We start from the raw sequence: 22,497 nt of genomic DNA, 5'->3' as shown, positions 1-22,497 counted from the left end.
CCTGAGACTCATAATTTGGGGAGCTACAGATGACCACACTAACACATGCATTTGATCACTGGATCCGCAGTGATTTTGTTACGCTTAACGACAAGCTGGAGGCCGCGTACTGGCAGCAACAGGACAAGGCCAATGTTGAGGGAGTAGAAGACGAAATAAAACAACAACTACTCAACGAAGGGCAACAGCATATCCAGGCATTGCTGGCTGAAGGCAATACCGACGAAGGCTTTGACAATGCGTTCGATCTGCTGGGCAACGTAGGCCTGTATATGGCAGCCTGTCGTCGGCATGAACTCACAGAGCCTAGCCGGGAACAGTACTCACCGCTTAAAGAGGCATCGGCACTTGCGATGCACATTGGTGCATCCATCGGTGTCACACCGCGCTTTGCAACGGCGCATCTGACCACACACAATCGCGCAGTTAACGGTGTGTACAAACGCTTTACCAGTCATCCGGCCGAGCAGCTGTTTATCGATTACAACACCCGGGCTATTTTGGCCTACAAGCGTGCCGCAGAGTGCTTATTAAAAATCCAGCCACTGGGCATTTCACATCCCATGACACCGGTGCTGCTGACACAGGTCAAAGATGCTTTGTTAGATGTGATCCGTTCTAACCAGTGCTTGTTTGAACAGCTGGATACCGATGCTTTCTTTTATGTTGTCCGCCCCTATTACAAACCTTACCGGGTGGGCAAAGAAGTCTACCGTGGTGCCAACGCCGGAGATTTTGCCGGGATCAATGTGATCGACATGATGCTGGGCTTGTGTCAGGCCAATGACGTGAACTACGCTCAGATGCTGGTGGACAAGTTCCTGTATATGATGCCCGAGGATCAGGCTACACTGCGCGAATGCATGCGTTTACCCAATTTGATGGATGCCTTTGTCGCGGCGGCTGAACAGCACCACAGCAGTAGCTGGTACCAGGAAGCAGTGAGTGCGTTTGTGCAGGTATGTAAGCTGCACGGCGATACTGCTATTCAGCATCACAATCAGCTGGTAGAAAAGTACATTGCCCAGCCGTCGGGTGATATGAATACCCAGCATCTGGATAAAGTGACAGCCAGCGGACCGCCGCTGCCTGTGCTTCTGAACCAGCTGGCATTGCTACGAGATAAGCGGGCAGCAGCAAAACGCGAAGACGTATTTACCCGCTTTGATGATTTAAACACACTGCGCCGCAGTATCGCGAAGGGCACACAATGAAACAGGCAGACTTCTCCTTACCTCAGGGTCACTATTTGCTCAGCCACTCCGTAGGCCGACCTCTGGCGACGGCCGAGCAGGACTTTATGCAGCGCTACTTTCACCCCTGGGCGGGCGACAACCATGAGCCCTGGTATCAGTGGCTTGATGGCATTCAGCAGTTTACCTCGGCGCTGGCCAGGCTGTTCAACAGCCCGGCAGATTATTTTTGCCCGCAAAGCAACCTCTCCAGTGGGTTAACTAAGTTTGTGATGAGCCTGCCAGAAACGGGCCGCCAGACAGTACGTGTGCTGATGAGTGAGAGTGACTTCCCCAGCATGGGGTTTGTACTTCAGCAGGCCGTTGCGGATGTTGAAATCCACTTTATCCCCGCTGATCTGGATATGTCCGATCTGAGTGTCTGGCAGCAGCATTTACACAGCGAGATTGACTGGGTGTTCGTCAGCCAGGTGTACTCTAACACTGGTCAGCAGGCACCTGTTGCAGCCATCACGACACTGGCTAAAGCACAGGGCTGTCGGGTGATCGTTGATATTGCGCAGGCCGCGGGTGTGATCCCCATAGATTTGTCCGACAGTGCGGCGGACTGTGTGCTGGGTTCCTGCGTAAAATGGCTGTGTGGCGGGCCCGGTGCCGGGTTTATCTGGGTCAACCCCGATATTTTGGCACACTGTCAGCCCAAAGACGTTGGCTGGTTTTCTCATCAGAACCCGATGGAGTTTGATATTCATCATTTTGCGCCCCATGATAGTGCGCTGCGTTTCTGGGGCGGCACACCGTCTGTGGCCGCCTATATATTTGCCGCTCACAGCATTCATTACTTTGCTGATCTGGGGGTGGCACAGGTGAGGGCGCATAACCTGACCTTGCTGGCGCGTTTACAGGCGCAGCTGGCTCCCTGGTATATCGCACCGACCGATGCAAAGCGCTGCTCCGGCACGGCTATTCTCAACGCCGGTGAGGCGCAGGACTCGGTATTATCCGCCTTAAGAGAAGCAAATATAGCGGTCGATGCGCGTAAGCTGGGGATCCGGGTTTCACCGCATATCTATAACACTGAGCAGGACATCGACGCCTTCATTACAATCTTTACCCGTGCCGTATCAGCCTGAGTGACGTTTACCCAGCCCGAGTGCCCGTTTGGTTTTGGTTTTTACCGAACGCCAGTGGGTAACGGGCTGCGTAGGCGCCAGTTGTAGCAGCTGCGCAAAATCAATGTCTGCAAACGCAAGCTCACTGTGGTGCGCCAGCATCACAGTGGCGGGAGCCAGCTGTTGCAGTTTTAGCAGCGTTGAGCGATACAGTCTTGGATAAAACACCGGATAAGGCGGGATGAGTTTGCCGCGTACCTGCACCATTACATCCGCGATATACACTGTACTGCGGTGTGCATGATAAAGGCTGATGTCTCTGTCTGTGTGGCCGGGAGTGTGCAATACCTGCCAATCTTCAAAGCCTGGCAGTTCGGTGCCATCGGGCAGATACACATCGGGTTTCAGGGTGCGCGCATACCAGAGGTTTTTTCGTGCTTTACGTTTGCGCCCGGCCACCCATAACGCCAGTGCAATGTCCGATAAATGCATCAGCATACCATCCAGGCCCCGATACCACTGGCCCGGGCAATTGGCGGTGGCTATCTGCGCACCGGTTAAGTTACGCAAATAGTGTGCTCCTCCGGCATGGTCAGGGTGCATATGGGTTACTACAATTAATTTCAGCTGGTGGAGTGGGCGGTGTAGTTCATTGGTAATAAACTGGCAGATCATCGCAACATCTGCGCGACTGCAGCCATCCAGCAGCAATAGCTTATCCGGGTAAGCCACCAGATAGATATTCTGAATATAGCCTTCGAGTGTATGAATTTTCATGACGGAATCAATTCGCACTGACACATCTCTTATTGGTAACACATCTGACCAGATAGGCAAAACGAAATTGTCTGTTAATCAGGCTGGAGTCTGAGGCCAGGTTCATGCCCGTTTTTTAACGTTGTTGCAAAGTTATCCCCTTTTTCTCATGAATATAATCATAAACCACCCAGATTAGTTTGTTTTTTGTTCGTTTGTTTCTGCTTTAGGTTTTATCGCGTGCCTTAAGCTGATACATTCGCGCCCAAATAATTTAACACATATTAGGATGTTGTTTTGAATTGGTTTTATTTGTGCGTGGCGTTGTTAATGGTGGCAGGCTATCTTCCCCAGGGCAATGCGCAGCAAACGTCTGGGGCAAATTTTAATGAGTACGGACCTCAATTACCCCGACACGCCCGCGGCATACACCTCAAAGGCAGCCGCGATCAGCTAAGCTGGCCGGCGGTTTCAGGCGCAACGTATTACTACATTGAGGCCTATGAGGGCTATGAGGTGTATCAGGCACGCCACAACAGCGCGATACGTGACGGTATCATGGGTAACGACACGCAAGCGTTCACTCAGGTGGCCGCTGCCAGTGCAAGTTTCTCCGGTTCTGGTGCCGCAATTATACGGCGCTACAAAAGCTACAGCACAAGTTATACCCTGGACGCCCCGTTTGCAGATGCCCGTTACCTGATTATGCCCTGTAATCAGCTGGACTGCGGCGCAGGCTTTGTTGCCGAGTTATACGACGCACAGCAATACCATCTGGGTATAGGAACCTTTCAGACCGACAAACTCACCGTACTGCCCTGGGAGCAGGCTCAGCTCAGCTGGGAAGTTGCCGGTGCCTACAGTGTGACTTTGCTCAAAAATGGCCGCTCATATCGAACGGGCTTGCCGAGCAAGGGCAGCGAAGCGGTTAAGCTCGAACAAAGCGCGCTGTTTACGCTGCGAGCCGAGGGTCATAATCGCCGCGTGATTGAAAAGCAGGTGCAACTTGTCTATCAGCCGGTTGACGATCCCGACACAATTCACCATGGTGCCTACTCTGTGCGGCTGCAAGCCCTGGGTCTGGATCCGGTGCCGCGCACTGTGGTTGCGGCGGATGACAAATATTTGTTCCTGGTGGATAAACACAATGCGCTGCATAAGATTGACCACCGACCTGCACAGGCCAAAGTGGTCTGGACACAGCAGCTCAGCGGAAAAGTGCTTAATCGGCCGCTGGTGTTTAACAGTAGCCTGTATTTTGGGGTCAGTAAGCTCGACGGCAGCGGTGAAGTGTGCCGGGTTTCTGTTTACTACTCTACCTCTGCCTGGTGCAAAACAACCAGTGACGGCGTGATTGCCGGGGCCGCTGTTGTACGCAGAACCAGTTCCGTGGCGCAACCCATAGACGGACCGTTTGGTGTTGGCACAATGACAGCTTTACCACCGGCCCCGCTGAACGATTACGGCATTGTCTTTATCGACAACAAAGGGCTGATCATGGAATACGACAAAGCCCTGAGTAAGCTGTATCAAAGTGCTTACCTGCCAGAACAAATGCGTGACAGTGCCTCGATTGTGACCCCATCGGTAGACGCACAGGCACGTACTCTTTACCTGCCATTTGTAAAATCAAGCAACGGCCAGCGCAGTGTGGCCGCCATTTCAATTGATGATCCGGGTGCTATTGACGATACAACGCCGGGCGGACCCATCGACCCGGGTGGTCCGATATTACCTATAGATCCCGGCGGTCCAATAGGGCCTGGCAATCCCATTGACCTGTTTTCTGTGCCTATGCGTCTGCCGACCGAGCAGCAACTGGCGCGTGATATACAAAACGCAGCCTATAACGAAAATATGATCACCGTAGAGTGGGTACACGACACAGGAGTTGGCAATGAATAAATGGATTGCATTATTAGGGTGCCTGTTGTTAAGCGGGGCTGCTGAAGCAACCACACCTGCGACAGGCGCCGGGGTGACGCTGTCTGAGTCGGCCTTGCTCACGCGTTCAGCGCCTCTTAACAGTACAGAGCTTGCCAACAAACGCAGATACTGCTCAAGAGAGCACTATCGGGAGCAGATGGATAATCACAATGCCCCCATCACGGTGCATGCACACATGGTGACGCCCAGTCAAACAGTGAACATGCTTGCTAACTATGTACACCTGACCCTCAAAAATGAGACCAAAGGCACCACCCACACACTGATTGAGGGAGACAGTCCTGGCAGTGGCGGGGTGCACAATGCGTATGACTATTTAGTGCGTGTGTCAGAAGCCGGCGAATATACCCTGACGGCCAAGTACTTTTTTCGCAGTCATGATCCCGATGCATTAGATGGCGTCCATGTACAGAAAGTATTCTGTACTAATAAAATCAGTGTGGTAGAAAAAACGCCCATCAAACTGGCTTTTGCTGCTGAGGTTAACGAACTCACGCTGGCACTAAAGGTGACAGCGAGTGGAGCCGAGTTAAACGCCTTAAAAATCTGCAAAGCAAATAGCGCTGGTGGATGCGATGGCTCAGCCCTCTATTCATGTACCAGCAGCCCAGATAATGCTTGTCAGGGCAAAGACATCTCGGCTTCAGTAATCTATCCGCTGCAGTACAACGAAGAGCAGAGGTTTGTGGCCATTGCCACAGACTATTTTGGCACAACAGGACGTGCTGAATATGCCCTGCCAAAAATTGTAGAGCCAAACACCACATCAACCGTGTCGCTTGCTGTGTACACTCAGCAGGGTCAACCGCTTGCTGATGGTGACACACTGTTTGATGACCAAGATGTGATTGTGGTCGCTGAGATTGAGGATGGTGACACCACAGAACCTAACTGGCCCAGTGCTGCTACGCTCAATGCACAGGTCGGTAACAGCAGCCGTACTTATGCGCTGGACGGTGCAGGTACGCTTACGCTAAACGACAACCAATCAAGAGTGCTTACCTGTTTCAAGTCAGGTAATTCAGTGGTTAATCGTAACAAGACGGCCTGTTTCAGACAGTATCCGCTCTCGGCTACCACAACCTTGATTGCCAGGTCAGGTGACGGCATATCCAACGCTGTCACACTCAATATGGCCACCCGGCCCAACCTGACAGGCATTGAATTAAGCGACGATGTGGTATTGCCGAATGCGCCGATGTCGGTACAGCTGGAGGCCATGGATGATGGCAAGCCGGTCGACTTACACAGACTCTCTTTGTGCCTGGTGCCAGGAGAAGGCGTTGGGGTGACCAGTTGCCAGGGCGCAACCCCAATCAGTGCAGACAGCCTCACGGTGAGCAGTGATGTTTATACTGCGTCCTTTAATGCCAATGCGGCACCAGGCCGGTATGCCTTGGTGATGATTGTGGCCGACGATACGGACAGGCCAGAAGCGCAGGCGCTGTCGGCTGTGCCTTTTACCGTACAAAACAGTGCAGGAATTACCCTAAACTACAACAGCAGTAACACACAGCGTTCGCGTGACGTTGAATACAGTGAACAAATCGAGATTGGCGCGCTCAGCTCTGAGCACAGCCATGTATGTCGAATCGCATTGGTTGAGCCAAATACGGCAAGCAACGGGGCCCTGATCGCCAGCAAGAAGATAGATCAATCTTTACCTCTGCTGGAAGACACACCGGCCACTTTGTCTGCCACCATTAAATGGACCCCCGGATTGTCACTGCCTAAGTCTCTGAAGGTGAAAGTCAGGGCATATCTTCGCACTGGCAGCCAGTGCGATGAGCAGGGCGAGCATTTTGTCGACAGCACGGCAACCTATGCGTATTCGCTTAACGCGCTGGTGCCCATCAACCCGCAGCTTGAGCTGGCGCATGATGGGGCAAAGAAGCCTGGGTTGATCGACATTACTCTGACACGCAACGGCGGCCAAAGTGGCGATCATGCAACGGGTTACGACGTGTATGAATATGTGATGGACGCACCAGGTACGCCGCCTGCTCAGTTCAGTGAATGGGAGCGCATTGCAACCCTGTCGGCAAACAACTTAGTGCTGAAAACAAGCATCACCAAATCAGTTCTTGATCACAACAAGTATGCCTTTTATTGCGCGGTGGCCACCAATACCGACCACAGCGGTGAACTCAGATACAGCACCGCAGAGTGTGATCAGACCCGGATCCGCAACGAGGGGACAGCCCCGCCACGGGCTTACTTCAGTAATGCCGGGCACTTCTTTGGACCTTACACCCTAGAGATTGACTCTGAACTGGCCTATGCCGAACAGGGTAATTTGCAGTGGTATTTTAAGCTGGAACGCAAAATTGGTGATGGTTACTGGCATACGCTGGCCAGTAAGATCCCGGTCAGCCGGTTTAATGAGCATAGCCCGGAAGCCACTTATCGGGTGACATCCCCCACGGCCGATCAAGTTGTGCAGTATCGGGTCACGGCCTATAACAGCAACGGCGCACAGAGTGCATCAAGCACACAGACGGTTCAGCACACCAATGCAAAAATCGTTGGGGTAGCCAAAGGCAGTAATGCGCGGGAGTATATCGTTTCTGGCGCGGCGTTTGCCTCAACGGGCAATATTGTCTCGGTGCAACAAAATACCACTGGGATCAGCCATCAGCTGAGTGCCGCCGACATCACCTATACCAACAGTCAACAGCTCAAGATTAAGGTGCCCGAGTCGATAGATACGGCGTACTCCAATGGTGGCTTTGTGGTGGGCGTAAAAAATGCCCTCCGTGGTGCCAGTTACGCGACCTATAATGCCGACAGCACCTCCGGGCAGGTAGAAGACCCGCTTAACTATACGCCTGCGGTAGGGTTTAATGGCCAGCAGTATCTGGGCAAGGGGAATGCAATTTATGCCGAGAAGGACCAGCGTACCCTGTGGTATCGCAACACCGGCGGTACGCTCAGCTCTCGTCCGGTTGTCACCCTCTCTGGCAGTGGCAGCGATGTGATCTTTGCCGGTTCGCAGGATCACCATATCTATGCCTGGAGCCAGATTGGCACCCGATTGTGGAAAACATCCACCCGCGGGCCGATTGAGGCCGAAGGCCTGGTGGTGGGTGACGATCAGCTCAGTGCGCAGTTATTTTATGGGTCGGCCGATGGCGCACTGTATGTGCTGAATGCCAAAACCGGTGCCATAGAGTATCTGTACAAGTTAGGTGCTACTGTAAGCCAGAAGCCGTTTGTGGTTGGTAATCAGATCTGGGCAGTCACTAAGGATGGACAGGTACACAAGCTGGAGCGAGACGCAGCCGGCCTGCAACCTCTGCAATGGGGTGATATGAACAGTTCATCACTGCTCAGTGCCCTGAATCGCGATTTTCCTTCTGGCTGGACGCCGGACAATGATTTCAGCTCGGCCTATCATCTGCTGCGCCTGGGGTATCTGGTGCTGGGCCGGGATCTGACCCGCTATGAATTATCCTTCCTGACCTATGCGGTAGAGCATCATAATGTCACTCTGTTTGAAGTGGCAAATGCCATGCTGACCTCTGAGGAAGGCAGACGCCGGTTTGCCTTGTCTCTGAGTGCCCAGCAGTTTTACGATCGCCTGGTTGAGCTGATGTACCATGTGCCAGCCAATGGTCTGGCAGGCTATGACAGGGCACACTGGATTAATCGTCTGAATACCGATCTGACCCGTGCGCAGTTCCTGCTTGACGTACAGTGGTCATCCGGGTTTACAACAACATACAACCCCGCTGTGGCCAGCACACTGTATTATTATTACGGCGAGTGTCATCTTCAGGCGGTATGTAACGAGCAGCTGGATTCCGACGGCGACAACATCAGTGATGTGGCAGAAACTGCGCTGGGCACCAATAAACTTGACCCCCGTGACGGGCTGTTAGATGCACCGGATCTCACCCTGACGCTGACGGGCGAAGGCCGTATTAAGGCTGGATTTAGCTACTCCCGTGATCTGGCAAGATTTAAACTGGTGGACGTGGCAAGTAATACGCTCCCTACGACCTATCCGGCCGCCAACCGCAAGGCCGAAGGGGTACTGATCTATCCCAATGGCAGACACAGCTTCTATGCTCAGGCCTGTATTGATGTGGCGCTGAACCCCTCGACACCTCATATTACGACTGAGTACTGCTCCACCGGTTCGGTACAGCAAAGTGTGACTGTGCTGGATAGCCTGGCCGAAGGCCAGATAACACCCCATGCAGCACCAGTGAAGCCCGAAACTTTTAAACCTGTGAGCCAGAGTGCCCTGCAGACCCATCATAAATACAGTTTTACAACAGGGAGCTTCCGGGTAAGTGAACAGGGTGCGGCCACTTATAGTATTCCTATTGCTGTGCCACAGGGGATTGCAGGTGTCACCCCTGAGGTTAGTCTTAGCTATAACAGCCAGCAACCTGAGTCTATGGTGGCACAGGGCTGGCAGTTGTCGGCAGGCTCTGCCATTACCCGCTGTCGTCAGACACTGTCACAGGATGGGGCTGCGAAAGCGGTTTCTGTTGGCGCGTCGGACGATGAAGACCGCTACTGTCTGGATGGTCGGCGACTGATACTGGTAAAGGGTGAGAGGCACGGTGAGGCCGGGGCCGAGTATCGTACCGAGATCGACTCTCAGCAGCGTATTATGGTGGAAGCCGGTGAAGAAGCCTATAAAGTACAGTTTGTGGTGTACGGCAAAGACGGTAGTAAGCGCATTTATGGCGGCACAAAAAACAGTTTAGCCGGTGATGAGCAATACCCAACCAGCTGGTTACTACGCCAGAGCATGGACAGTGTTGCAGCAAACAGCAGTACCTCTGAGCCCGCTGATAATGTTATTAAATATCATTATCGCCACGGTCGTGATGACGGTAAGAAGGATAACGCGTTGGGCCCACTGGAAACCGTGTTATCGACGATATCTTACAGCAAATACACTGTAACCTTTGACTATCAGGCTGGCCCGGTCCGCAACCTGGCGTACAGTCTTGAGGTGGATTCATTGCCAATGCAGGCACAGGCCCAGTTGACAGGGATCCAGGTTTCTCAGGGTGCAACGCCGCTGCACTACTATGATCTGGAGTTTGAAAACGGCGCCAACGGGGTGCGTCAGCTAAAGCGGGTCAGCCAGTGTGACCGGCCAGTATCGAGCGGCTATGCCCTGTGCAAACAGCCCATCAGGTTTGAGTATGAGGACACCAAAACCTATCCGGATATGAATGCCGCTCAGACTCTGATACATGCCACCACAAATCAGAAAATTGTTGCCACCACAGTGCTGGATACCGATGGCAATGGCGAGCCGGAGCTGGCCACACTGATCCAGCTGGAACATCCAAACCAGCATGACTTGTGCCTGATTGAGCGTGATGGCACCCAGTCTTGCCAAATGATAGAGACCAATACGCGCGTGGATAGCGTCAAGATGATGCCATTTGATCGGGAGGGAGATGGCACTCAGGGGCTAATGATCCAGACAACAGAAGCTCGTGGTAGCGCTAGCAGTGAGTGGGGCTACTTTACTTATGATGGCGCTCAATGGTATGAAAATTCGTTGTCGGGTAGTGTTAATTTCAATCAGCTTCGTATTGGGGACGTCAATAGCAATGGACTGCCGGATTTGATATTTACCGACAACACGGCCCATCAAGACCTTCGTTTGACATTAAATGAAGATATTGAGACCGGCTATCAGCAGAATATCAATCGCAATCCGGAGCGCGATGCCCCGTTTTACTTTATTGATATGGATTATGACGGCAAGGCCGATCTGGTGATGTCTAAATGTTCAGCAGAGGGCTGCAGTGAACCTGATAAGTTTGACGCTATTAAAATCTTTTACAGCCGCTATGATGCAACCAAAAACGAGTATACATTTGACGTTGGAAAGTACGCTACTCAATCGGTGATCCACAGTAGTTTGATGCCTCTGGATATCAACGGTGATGGTACGCTGGATGTGATGTATCAAAATAAGGATGACGACTGGGAAGTTGCCCTGGTACGCCCGTCACTGGGTGAGGGGCTTAGGTTTGATAGGGGTGGGATCAAGACGCTGACAGCCCCTAACAATGTCACCATAGACAAGAAAATTACCAAGGTGCCACCACTGCAGGCTGATCTGGATGGCGATGGCCGCCCTGAACTGTATGTGACGGGTAAAGCGACCACGGGTGTGCCGGAATATGGCTTATACCGTTATGAGTTCGATCCCGCAACGCGAGATCTGGTCACACCGACCAGTGTAGCCTACAGGCTAAAAATGGAACCGACATACAGCAGTACGGTGTTTTTCGCGGATCTGGACGGCGATACGACACCTGAGCTGGTGGTTCAAAATGCCCATAAGTTAATTTCCCATGGCAGAACCTATCGGCAGCCTGCTGCCGGACGCCTGCGTACCATTACTCAGGGCCTGGGCAATCAAACCACCATTCGTTACGGTGCGATGTCGGATGCCAGCGTGTACACCCAGGGTGATCGCGCAGTAACCGCACAATTGCAGCAAGACAGCGGGCTGAAGGTCACTGATTTGGGTGGCGGGTCAATGCTGGTCCGAGAGGTTGAAACCAGCACACTGGATACGCAAACCGGCGACACATCGCTGGTCGTTACCTATGAATATGAAGGTGCGCGGGTACAGTTTGGCGGCCGCGGCTGGCTGGGCTTTGCTGCCCTGACGACTGTGACCGAAAAAGACGGTCATCAGATAGCGACCCGGACTGAGTACGAGCAGGCCTTCCCGCTCACAGGGATGCCAAAACGCACCACCAAAATCCTCTATGAGAATGGCTATGCCCACATCCTGAGCGATGCCGTTGATAGCTATCAGGTATCTCCTGAACAGGTTGAACCCAAGCGTATTTATCAGATTTACAATCAGGACAGCCGCACCTGTAGCGCGCGTGTTGACAGCGATTACTCTATCGCCGGGTATGACTGTAGCCAGACACAAACCACGCAGGACAGCGATGGTAATGTGACCAACCTGCAAGTCAGCCAGTATAGTATCGACGGCGCGGCGGAAGACTTTTTACGAGCCGCAGCGCCCAGTGGTGCCATCTCAACGGTGACCACAGTGAACAACTTTGGCTCGGAGGCTGAGCAGCAACTGGGTCGTTTGCAAAGTGCAACCGTTACGCATGAGCGTGATGGAAAAACGGTGACACGCAGCAGCGCGTTCACCTACATACAAAGTGGTGAGCTGGATGGTCTGCTCGAGACCGAAACGGTGGAGCCGAACGGCACCTGCGACGCCTATCTGAAAACCACCCATCACCACGATAAATACGGCAATGTCGTTGGCAGACTGGTAGAAAGTAAACCTGGCTGTAACGAGGCTGGAGAGAAAATCAGCCGAACCAGCTCCACCACCTATGACGGCGAAGGACGCTATGTAACCAAGCAACACAATGGGCTGTTTACTACGCTGCTGGTGGAGTCGCGCAACAAATATGGTCAGGTAACTCAGGCTAAAAATGCCGATGGCGTGGTGCAGTCTACTGAGTATGATGCATTCGGCGGTGAAATTGGCAGCTACTCGCCAAGCGGGGCACAGCAGCGTACCCTGATGACAGACTGCCCGGCAGGGGCACCCGCATACTGCGCCTTTGCCAGCGAAAGCTATGTTAATACCGAGCTGGTGGCACGCAGTTTCTTTGATCGCCTGGGCCGTACCCTGGGCAAAGAGCGGCTGACATCCAAGGGAATGTGGCTGCGTGATGTCAGCCATTATGACAAGCATGGTCGCGCCATTGTGGTGACCCCGGCAGGCCAGGCACCCACGTCGACTCAGTACGATGTTCTGGACAGGGTCACTCAGGTTACTGATGAGCAGTCTGGCCTGATCACCACGCTGAGCGTGGATAACCGCACCACGACCACCACCATCAGTGGCGATATTCCGGGCGGCGAACAGAAGACGGTGGTAACGCACAATCAGCATGGTGAAAAGCACACTGTGACCGACTCTCTCGGCAAGATGCTGACTTATACCTACACCACGCTGGGCCTGCTGGATACCGTGTCGTCGTCAGCGGATGGCGGCGCCACCCTGATAGACAACGACTACAACGACCTGACGGGTCGTAAAACCAGCACCAAAGATCTTGACCGGGGCCACTGGCAATACACTTATAATGCGTTGGGTGAGCTGCTTACGCAAACCGATGCCAATGGCGATATACAGCGCTTTGAGTACGACGCGCTTGGTCGTAAAACCACACTCAAAATTAATAATGTGGTGGACAGTCAGTGGCATTACGACACCAGCCAACCCTGGCGTCTGGACCAGGAGGTGCGGGGTAGCTGGTCGCGGTCATACTTGTATGACGGGCTGGGGCGTCAGGTGGCATCGGTCACCGACCTGGAGAGTGATCTGAGCTGTAAAGATCAAGTCAGCTATGAGCCATCCAGCAAAGATGTGCGGATAACAGACGCGCTGGCGTCAGTGCATAACGCTAAATGTGTGGTGCAGCTGACCACCTTTGACGAATATGGTCGGGTGTTCCAGCAGTTTGATGACTATCGTCGTACCCGGGAGCGCGGTCGCTTTGTGGAGGCCCGTGGCCAGCGCTTATATTACAGCGCCGGACAGGTTGATAAAAAGCAGGAAGCACGAGAAGGCGACCGTGGCCAGCTGTACTATGTTGCCGAGTCGCACGATGCGGCCGGGCGGGTAACCGGCTACCAGAAAGGTCACTTTACTATGGCGGTGGGCTATGACAGCCGCGGCCAGCTGAGCACGCTGGGGGTTGCTCAGGAGAGTGCCTATCGTTATATCCAGCAGCACAGCTACACCTTTGATGCGATGGGGAACCTGACCAGCCGGGCGCTGAACGCCGAAGACACGGCGACCACCTTTGGCTACGATAAGCTGAACCGCATCACCACAGTCAATGGTGATGATAAGCGCTACGTCTATGACCCGAACGGTGACCTCACCAGTAAAGATGGCTGGACGCAAAAGTATGGCAAGGCAGGTGAGCCCTTACATGCCATCTATGAGCGGGTTAAAGGCGCGCAGACCGAGACCTTCGGCTACGATGCCAATGGTAATCAGACAGATGCAACGGTCTTGCTTAATGGGGTGTCGCAGACCCGTTCACTGGCCTACAGCGCCCGTAACAAGGTCATCCAAATCAGCCAAAATGGCGAGGTGATAGACTTTGAGTACGACGCCAATAACCGCCGTTATAAGCGCACCGAGGGCAATAAAACCATCTACTACGTAGGTGCACTGGAGATAGTGGACGAGGGCACAGACGGCGGCGAATTTGCGAACCAGAAGTACATACGCCGCAGCATCAACGGCGATGCGGTGCAAACCTACCACCCCAATGGTCAGGCAAGCATGCAATGGCTGTTCACCGACCATCAGGGTTCCGTGGTGGCGATCACCGACAACGCCGGTAAGTTCCTTAAGCGCTTTAAATACGATGTGTTTGGTAAACAAAGCGAGATAGTCAGGCCACCCAGCAGTGACGCCAGCTACACCCACTGGTCCACAGCAAGCATGGGAATATTCACCCGGGTGCCTAACAACAGCCGCAGCTACACCGGGCATGAGCCCATCACGCTGGGTGGCGACAACCGTATCATTCATATGAATGGTCGGATCTACGATGCAGATACCGGCCGATTTATGCAGGCGGATCCGTTTGTTCAGGCGCCGAGTAATTTGCAGAATTATAACGCCTATACATACGTGCTGAATAATCCGCTGAGTTATACGGATCCGAGTGGGTATTTGTTTAGTGCACTGAAAAGCGTTAATAAGTTTGCTAAGAAGAATTGGCGGACGATAGTGGCAATTGGCGGCGCGTATGTTGCGTTTGGTCTGGTTACCAATGCCTGGACATTTGGGGCAATGGCAAAAGCTGCGGCGAGCCAAGTGGTGTTAGGCAGTATGGCAGCAGGGGCAGTGAGTGGGGCCATATCCACAGGCTCGATAGAGGGGGCATTGACTGGTGCAGTGAGTGGCGCCATTCTGGGTATGGTCGGCGGTGCCGGACTCACTGGTATAGAAGGCTTTGTAGCCAGTGGTCTGGCAGGCGGTGCAATGTCCGTAATTCAGGGGGGTAAATTCGGTCACGGGTTTATCAGCGCTGGCGTGGGCTCTGCCACTAGTGGTATGTTTGGTAAGGGCCCAGTGAATCGTATCATCGGCTCCGCCATTGTGGGTGGAACTGTATCCGCGATTACTGGTGGAAAGTTTGCAAATGGTGCGTTCAGTGCCGCTTTTGCTACGGCACTGAGGGCGGATTGGGGTACCAGTGTAACTGAAAGCTTTATTTCGAAACATGTGAATCACTTTACTGAAAAGGTTAATCCTGACGGTTCATCTGAACCATTACTTGTAGCAACTGATTTGCCTGATGAGCTAAGAGATGCATTAGTTAAGTTCGGTGCAACTGATATTGGTAATAAGGTTTACCAACAGTTCATTGAAGATGGGGCGACAGCAACCTTTACAGAAGTAACAACAGCTACCGACCCTGATATGCAGGTTGCTTGGAGGGTTGGGTTTAATGGCAACCCTAACGAAATACATTACACTCGCAACATATCTGCATGGAAAGCAGCACCTTACACCAAAAGGCCGGGGGATGAGGTGCAAAGCGCTACCTTGGGTAGTTTGATAGCTCATGAGTTTGGTCATACTAAAAGTGGGTTGGCAGCGATAGGAATTCGAAGTAATACGTATAAACGCAGCATCGACGAACCGAGAGCTTCGGCACTGTTCGAAAATGCGTACCGCGCAAAATACAATATGCCGATTAAGAGAACATATGCAGTGGAAAATGACGTATTGAATTTTAGGGAGAAGCGTTAGATGAAGATTTTAACTTTATTTGCATTTTGCTTGCTAACCTTTGGGTGCAGCGCCAACAATGGAGGTGACTTTCAGTGCTCGACGAACCATAAAGAGGCTATCGCTGGCTTAGAAGAGCTTGTGGCGAGCACAAAGCGCAAGGTTATTTATGTAGAGCCCTCACCAGAAGTAGAGTTTTATATGCACAAAGATTCCTATGGTGGAGTGCTACTTACTTTTGATGTAAACGACAAAGGTTGGTCGGAAAATTTGGTTATTGTGAGTGAATGCCCTCGAAGAGTGTTTACCAAGTTGAGCAAGGAAATCTTGAAGAAGTACAAGTTTCAAAAGGCAAGGGTTGGAACCAGTTATTCGGCAGCGGTAATCATTACTTTTGAGTAATCTAATCAAGCGCTCCATGGAGTTACAAGGACATATATGGACGCTCCAGCAATGTCAAGCCGAGTAGGCCTGCGGGGTAGCGAATTTTCGTTATCCCGTTCGTTATGCTACCCGTGTTGCCGCGCCTGATGTTTGGTCCAGTCCGCTATAAATGTGTTGCTCTGACATATATCCGGGCTTGACTGGTTATCCAGCGCCCCTAATGAGTTCCGAGCCTGCACACCCTAAAATTAATACACCCACTCGGTCTGTAACGACCGTGCCTTTGTCGGGTTTTGTACAGACAGGGCTGGACCTTTTTTCATCGTGCTTTCAATGCCCACCCAAAATCGTAGGCATTTCAGTCTGGACTTTTGGGTGGGTGATGTGGTGGACGCTTCTAAATCGGCGTTAATGCGCCACCCTGAGAAGTTACAAGGACACCCACCCAAAATCGTAGGCATTTCAGTCTGGATTTTTGGGTGGGTGATGTGGTGGACGCTTCTGAATCGGCGTTAATACGCCACCCTGATAGACAACGACTACAACGACCTGACGGGTCGTAAAACCAGCACCAAAGACCGTGATGGGGCCACTGGCAATACACTTACAATGCATTGGGTGAGCTGCTTGTGCAAACCGATGCCAATGGCGATATACAGCGCTTTGAGTACGACGTGCTTGGTCGTAAAACCACACTCAAAATTAATAATGTGACGGACAGCGAGTGGCATTACGACACCAGCAAACCCTGGCGTCTGGACCAGGAGGTGCGTGGTAGCTGGTCACGGTCATACTTGTATGACGGGCTGGGGCGTCAGGTGGCATCGGTCACCGATCTGGAGAGTGATCTGAGCTGTAAAGATCAAGTCAGCTATGAGCCATCCAGCAAAGATGTGCGGATAACAGACGCGCTGGCGTCAGTACATGACGCTAAATGTGTGGTGCAGCTGACCACCTTTGACGAATATGGTCGGGTGTTCCAGCAGTTTGATGACTATCGTCGTACCCGGGAGCGCGGTCGCTTTGTGGAGGCCCGTGGCCAGCGCTTATATTACAGCGCCGGACAGGTTGATAAAAAGCAGGAAGCACGAGAAGGCGACCGTGGCCAGCTGTACTATGTTGCCGAGTCGCACGATGCGGCCGGGCGGGTGACCCGCTACCAGAAAGGTCACTTTACTATGGCGGTGGGCTATGACAGTCGCGGCCAGCTAAGCACGCTGGGGGTTGCTCAGGAGAGTGCCTATCGTTATATCCAGCAGCACAGCTACACCTTTGATGCGATGGGGAACCTGACCAGCCGGGCGCTGAACGCCGAAGACACGGCGACCACCTTTGGCTACGACAAACTGAATCGCGTTACCACAGTAAATGGTGATGATAAGCGCTACGTCTATGACGCCAATGGCAATCTCAGAAACAAAGATGGCTGGACACAAGAGTATGGCAAGACAGGCGAGCCCTTACATGCCATCTATGAGCGGGTTAAAGGCGCGCAGACCGAGACCTTCGGCTATGATGCCAATGGCAATCAGACAGATGCAACGGTCTTGCTTAATGGGGTGTCGCAGACACGCACGCTGGATTACAGCGCCCGTAATAAAGTGACTTCCATCACCCAGAGTGGTGAGACAGTCACCTTTGTGTATGACGCCAATAACCGCCGTTATAAGCGTACCGAGGGCAATAAAACCATCTACTACGTAGGTGCACTGGAGATAGTAGACGAGGGCACAGACGGCGGCGAATTTGCGAACCAGAAGTACATACGCCGCAGCATCAACGGCGATGCGGTGCAAACCTACCACCCCAATGGTCAGGCAAGCATGCAATGGCTGTTCACCGACCATCAGGGTTCCGTGGTGGCAATCACCGACAACGCCGGTAAGTTCCTTAAGCGCTTTAAATACGATGTGTTTGGTAAACAAAGCGAGATAGTCAGGCCACCCAGCAGTGACGCCAGCTACACCCACTGGTCCACAGCAAGCATGGGGATATTCACCCGGGTGCCCAACAACAGCCGCAGCTACACTGGGCATGAGCCCATCACGCTGGGTGGCGACAACCGCATCATTCATATGAATGGTCGGATCTATGATGCAGACACCGGGCGATTTATGCAGGCGGATCCGTTTGTTCAGGCGCCGAATAATTTGCAGAATTATAACGCCTATACATACGTGCTGAATAATCCGCTGAGTTATACAGATCCGAGTGGGTATTTGTTTAGTGCACTGAAAAAGGTTAATAAGAAATTAAAACCTTTCACTAGCCTTATCGTTGGTGTTGGCCTTATTTACATTACGGGTGGGACTGCAAGTTGGTTTGCTTCTTCCTGGTATGGCGCGGCGACAGCTGGAGCCATATCCGGCGCCGCTGGGGCGGCAGCCAATGGCGGGAACATCCTCAAAGGAGCACTCACGGGCGCTGCCAGTGCAGCAGCATTTTATGGTGTGGGCACAGCATTTGGTAAAGTTGAGTTTGGCAGTATGCTCCATGCTGGGAAAATTGCAGCGCATGGCCTGGTCGGTGGTGTAATGGCCGAATTACAGGGCGGTAATTTCGGTCATGGCTTCGTTGCAGCGGGCGTGACACAGGCATTTGCACCGGGTATCGACACCATTGATGCTGGTTCTAGCTTCAGTATCGCCCGGGTGGTTGTGTCTGCTATTGTTGGTGGTACAGCTTCTAAACTCTCTGGAGGTAAATTTTCTAACGGTGCTGTGACTGGCGGATTTTCAAGGATGTTTAATGATGAGATGCATCATTCAAAACAAGAGGGGGATACTCCTTCGATAGCTGGTAAAACAAAAGTTTCTCTTGGTTTTAGTGATGTTGCTGGCGGTGCTGCTCAGCATGCTTATGTGCTTGTAGAGGGGCCAGATGGTCAAGTCTATGCAATAAGGGGAGGGCCATCAGCAGGGGGAGGATCTTCAGGAGGGTTGCCAGTTGTCAGTGCTGATGCTAGCAGCACAGGCTCTTCATCTGAGGGTAAATTTGGTAACTTAACAGTACACGAGGGGGCCAGGGCACTCGCTATTGAGGGGCGTAGCGTTTCCGTTGGAACACAGCTTGTCGGCTATTTTGACGATTACGATAATGTTGTTAACACGCTGTCTGCTTACGGTGTATCTGTAAATGAATCAAATATACCTTATATGCCGTTGTCGACTAATTCTAATTCTTTTGCTTTCGGAGCTGTACAGCAAGTATTGGGGTTTCGGCCTGAAAGCAATTTTAGAACTCCGGGTAGCGAGACTGTTCTTCCAGTGAAATAACTAGGTGCCATTTATGTTCATCAAAAAATTATACGTGTTGTTAATATCACTTGTGATAATGGCGTCATTATGTTTTGCGTTATCGCCGGGAGATAAAGTTATGAGAGAAGAAATTGGGTCTAAAGACATTAGGGATATTATTAAGGTCGGTGTGTCGATTGATGAAGTGAAATCTTACTTAGATGCAAGGGGAGTAAAATATTTTTCTGAGAAAAAAGAAGATATCAGGCCAGTAGTTGATGATGATTTTACTGTTCAGTTGGTATTTACTATTGGAAAAGATATTTCAGGTACCGGCCTAAGTAGCGTTGAAAAATATACTTTGGTAACTGTTAGGTTCGATGAAAACTTCGCAGTAACTGATTTGAAAATGGAGGTTGCCTACAAAGGACTATAAATGTAAATGGAGTTACAAGGGCATATATGGACGCTCCAGCGATGTCAAGCCGAGTAGGCCTGCGGGATAGCGAATTTTCGTTATCCCGGAGGGTGTTCATAATTCTGTGTCAGCCTACTGAGCTCAAAGCTCGATGTAGTCATCCAAGCGTCCTGGAAAGTGGATAGCCATCTGCGACAGCGTGAAGAAGTTACATGGACACCCACCCAAAGTCGTAGGCATCCGGTCTGGATTTTTGGGTGGGTGATGAGGTGGACGCTTCTAAATCGGCGTTAATACGCCACCCTGATAGACAACGACTATAACGACCTGACGGGTCGTAAAACCAGCACCAAAGACAGTGATCGGGGTCACTGGCAATACACCTACAATGCATTGGGTGAGCTGCTTACGCAAACCGATGCCAATGGCGATAAGCTGAGCTTTGAGTACGACGCGCTGGGTCGTAAAACCACACTCAAAATTAATAATGTGGAGGATAGCGAGTGGCATTACGACACCAGCAAACCCTGGCGTCTGGACCAGGAGGTGCGTGGCCGCTGGTCGCGGTCATACCTGTATGACGGGCTGGGGCGTCAGGTGGCATCGGTCACCGACCTGGAGAGTGACCTGAGCTGTAAAGATCAAGTCAGCTATGAGCCATCCAGCAAAGATGTGCGGATAACAGACGCACTGGCGTCAGTGCATAACGCTAAATGTGTGGTGCAGCTGACCACCTTTGACGAATATGGTCGGGTATTCCAGCAGTTTGATGACTATCGTCGTACCCGGGAGCGCGGTCGCTTTGTGGAGGCCCGTGGCCAGCGCTTATATTACAGCGCCGGACAGGTTGATAAAAAGCAGGAAGCACGAGAAGGCGACCGTGGCCAGCTGTACTATGTTGCCGAGTCGCACGATGCGGCCGGGCGGGTAACCAGCTACCAGAAAGGTCACTTTACTATGGCGGTGGGCTATGACAGTCGCGGCCAGCTGAGCACGCTGGGGGTTTCTCAGGAGAGTGCCTATCGTTATATCCAGCAGCACAGCTACACCTTTGATGCGATGGGGAACCTGACCAGCCGGGCGCTGAACGCCGAAGACACGGCGACCACCTTTGGCTACGACAAACTGAATCGCGTTACCACAGTCAATGGTGTTGAGCGCTACGTCTATGATCCGAACGGTGACCTCACCAGTAAAGATGGCTGGACACAAAAGTATGGCAAGGCAGGTGAGCCCTTACATGCCATCTATGAGCGGGTTAAAGGCGCGCAGACCGAGACCTTCGGCTACGATGCCAATGGTAATCAGACAGACGCAACGGTCTTGCTCAATGGAGTATCGCAGAGCCGTACACTGACCTACAGCGCCCGTAATAAGGTCACCAAAATCAGCCAAAATGGCGAGGTGATAGACTTTGAGTACGACGCCAATAACCGCCGTTATAAGCGTACCGAGGGCAGCAAAACCATCTACTACGTAGGTGCACTGGAGATAGTAGACGAGGGCACAGACGGCGGTGAGTTTGCGAACCAGAAGTACATACGCCGCAGCATCAACGGCGATGCGGTGCAAACCTACCACCCCAATGGTCAGGCAAGCATGCAATGGCTGTTCACCGACCATCAGGGTTCCGTGGTGGCGATCACCGACAACGCCGGTAAGTTCCTCAAGCGCTTTAGTTACGATGTGTTTGGTAAACAAAGCGAGATAGTCAGGCCACCCAGCAGTGACGCCAGCTACACCCACTGGTCCACAGCAAGCATGGGCATATTCACCCGGGTGCCCAACAACAGCCGCAGCTACACAGGGCATGAGCCCATCACGCTGGGTGGCGACAACCGCATCATTCATATGAATGGTCGGATCTACGATGCAGATACCGGACGGTTTATGCAGGCGGATCCGGTGGTGCAGGCGCCTTCGAATCTTCAGAACTACAACGCCTATTCTTATGTGTTGAATAATCCGCTCAGTTATACGGATCCGAGTGGGTATTTGTTTAAGAAGCTGTTTAAAGCAATAGCGGATGTGCCGCTTCTAAATATAGCAGTGCAAGTTGTTTTGGCTGTGTACTGCCAGGCATGCTTAGTAGCATATAATGCATTATCTACGTATGCGGTAACTGGTAGCCTGAAAGCGAGTGCTATCGCAGCTGTATCTTCGGCAGCCATGCCGGGAGGTGGCAGTGTAGGAAATGTACTTGCCAGCGCAGCGATAGGTGGTGTTGCGGCAAAACTCCAGGGTGGTAACTTTAGCAGAGGCTTCTTTGCTGCTGGTTTAGGTGCGGCAACGGGAGGTATTGGTAAAGGTATCAGCAACCCTGTAGGCCAGGTAGTGATTGGTGCTATAGTCGGTGGAACCGTTTCAAAATTAACCGGTGGTAAGTTTGCCAATGGTGCTTATAGTGCGGCTTTTGCTGCGGCGCTGAGGGCGGATTGGGGGAGAGGCAGTAGTGGTTTAAGTGCAAAAGAAAGCGGTGATATTTCTCTAAGTGATAAAAAAAGTAGCAATACTAAAACTCGAATTCAAATAGGCGTTGTTTCCTAAATCATTGAACTAATTTGGTCTCGTGCGATCAGATCTCAAAAGCAAACACCGAGACTGAACTTTGAAAGAAAAGCGTATCACTAACTGGCGTGATTACAACAAAGCCCTTATC

General features: G+C 52.1%; 10 protein-coding genes. 8 read left to right on the top strand and 2 right to left on the bottom strand.

The annotated features are described in order from the left end of the window. Positions 1-29: 29 nt before the first annotated feature. Both NH568_RS23360 and NH568_RS23355 read left to right on the top strand, forming a co-directional pair. On the top strand, positions 30-1,214 hold the full coding sequence (locus tag NH568_RS23360; RefSeq protein ID WP_253111049.1) for a monodechloroaminopyrrolnitrin synthase PrnB family protein: 1,185 nt from the start codon (positions 30-32) through the stop codon (positions 1,212-1,214). After that, positions 1,211-2,326, top strand: a complete 1,116-nt coding sequence (locus NH568_RS23355; protein WP_253111047.1) for an aminotransferase class V-fold PLP-dependent enzyme — start codon at positions 1,211-1,213, stop codon at positions 2,324-2,326. The genes NH568_RS23360 and NH568_RS23355 overlap by 4 nt, the downstream gene beginning before the upstream one ends. On the opposite strand, the gene NH568_RS23350 is transcribed toward NH568_RS23355, so the two are convergent. After that, complete coding sequence (locus tag NH568_RS23350) at positions 2,318-3,082, bottom strand: MBL fold metallo-hydrolase (RefSeq protein WP_253111045.1); 765 nt, start codon at positions 3,080-3,082, stop codon at positions 2,318-2,320. The genes NH568_RS23355 and NH568_RS23350 overlap by 9 nt on opposite strands. A gap of 276 nt (positions 3,083-3,358) precedes the next feature. On the opposite strand from NH568_RS23350, the gene NH568_RS23345 reads away from it, so the two are divergent. From NH568_RS23345 to NH568_RS23335, 3 genes are read left to right on the top strand one after another with little or no spacing between them, the layout of a single operon-like run. Beyond that, positions 3,359-4,966, top strand: a complete 1,608-nt coding sequence (locus NH568_RS23345) for a PQQ-like beta-propeller repeat protein (RefSeq protein ID WP_253111042.1) — start codon at positions 3,359-3,361, stop codon at positions 4,964-4,966. After that, a complete protein-coding gene (locus tag NH568_RS23340) occupies positions 4,959-15,821 on the top strand; it encodes an RHS repeat-associated core domain-containing protein (RefSeq protein WP_253111039.1) in 10,863 nt (3,620 codons plus the stop codon). The genes NH568_RS23345 and NH568_RS23340 overlap by 8 nt, the downstream gene beginning before the upstream one ends. Next, a complete protein-coding gene (locus NH568_RS23335; protein WP_253111036.1) occupies positions 15,822-16,202 on the top strand; it encodes a hypothetical protein in 381 nt (126 codons plus the stop codon). Positions 16,203-16,646: 444 nt separating this feature from the next. Here the strand turns inward: NH568_RS23335 and NH568_RS23330 are convergent, their stop codons facing one another. Further along, positions 16,647-16,799, bottom strand: coding sequence for a hypothetical protein (locus tag NH568_RS23330; protein ID WP_253111034.1), 153 nt, complete (start codon positions 16,797-16,799; stop codon positions 16,647-16,649). On the opposite strand from NH568_RS23330, the gene NH568_RS24280 reads away from it, so the two are divergent. The 3 genes from NH568_RS24280 (at position 16,799) to NH568_RS23315 (ending at position 22,385) form a co-directional block, all read left to right on the top strand. Then, entirely contained in the window at positions 16,799-19,459 is a 2,661-nt protein-coding gene (locus NH568_RS24280; protein WP_349288036.1) for an RHS repeat-associated core domain-containing protein, read from the top strand. The genes NH568_RS23330 and NH568_RS24280 overlap by 1 nt on opposite strands. Before the next feature lie 100 nt (positions 19,460-19,559). Further along, entirely contained in the window at positions 19,560-19,856 is a 297-nt protein-coding gene (locus NH568_RS23320; RefSeq protein WP_253111030.1) for a hypothetical protein, read from the top strand. 375 nt (positions 19,857-20,231) lie between these two features. Continuing rightward, entirely contained in the window at positions 20,232-22,385 is a 2,154-nt protein-coding gene (locus NH568_RS23315; protein WP_253111028.1) for an RHS repeat-associated core domain-containing protein, read from the top strand. Positions 22,386-22,497 lie beyond the last annotated feature (112 nt).

It is taken from the genome of Pseudoalteromonas sp. XMcav2-N (assembly GCF_024124545.1).
In the GTDB taxonomy this organism is placed as follows: Bacteria; Pseudomonadota; Gammaproteobacteria; order Enterobacterales; family Alteromonadaceae; genus Pseudoalteromonas.
This window is presented reverse-complemented; position numbering and strand designations above follow the sequence as displayed.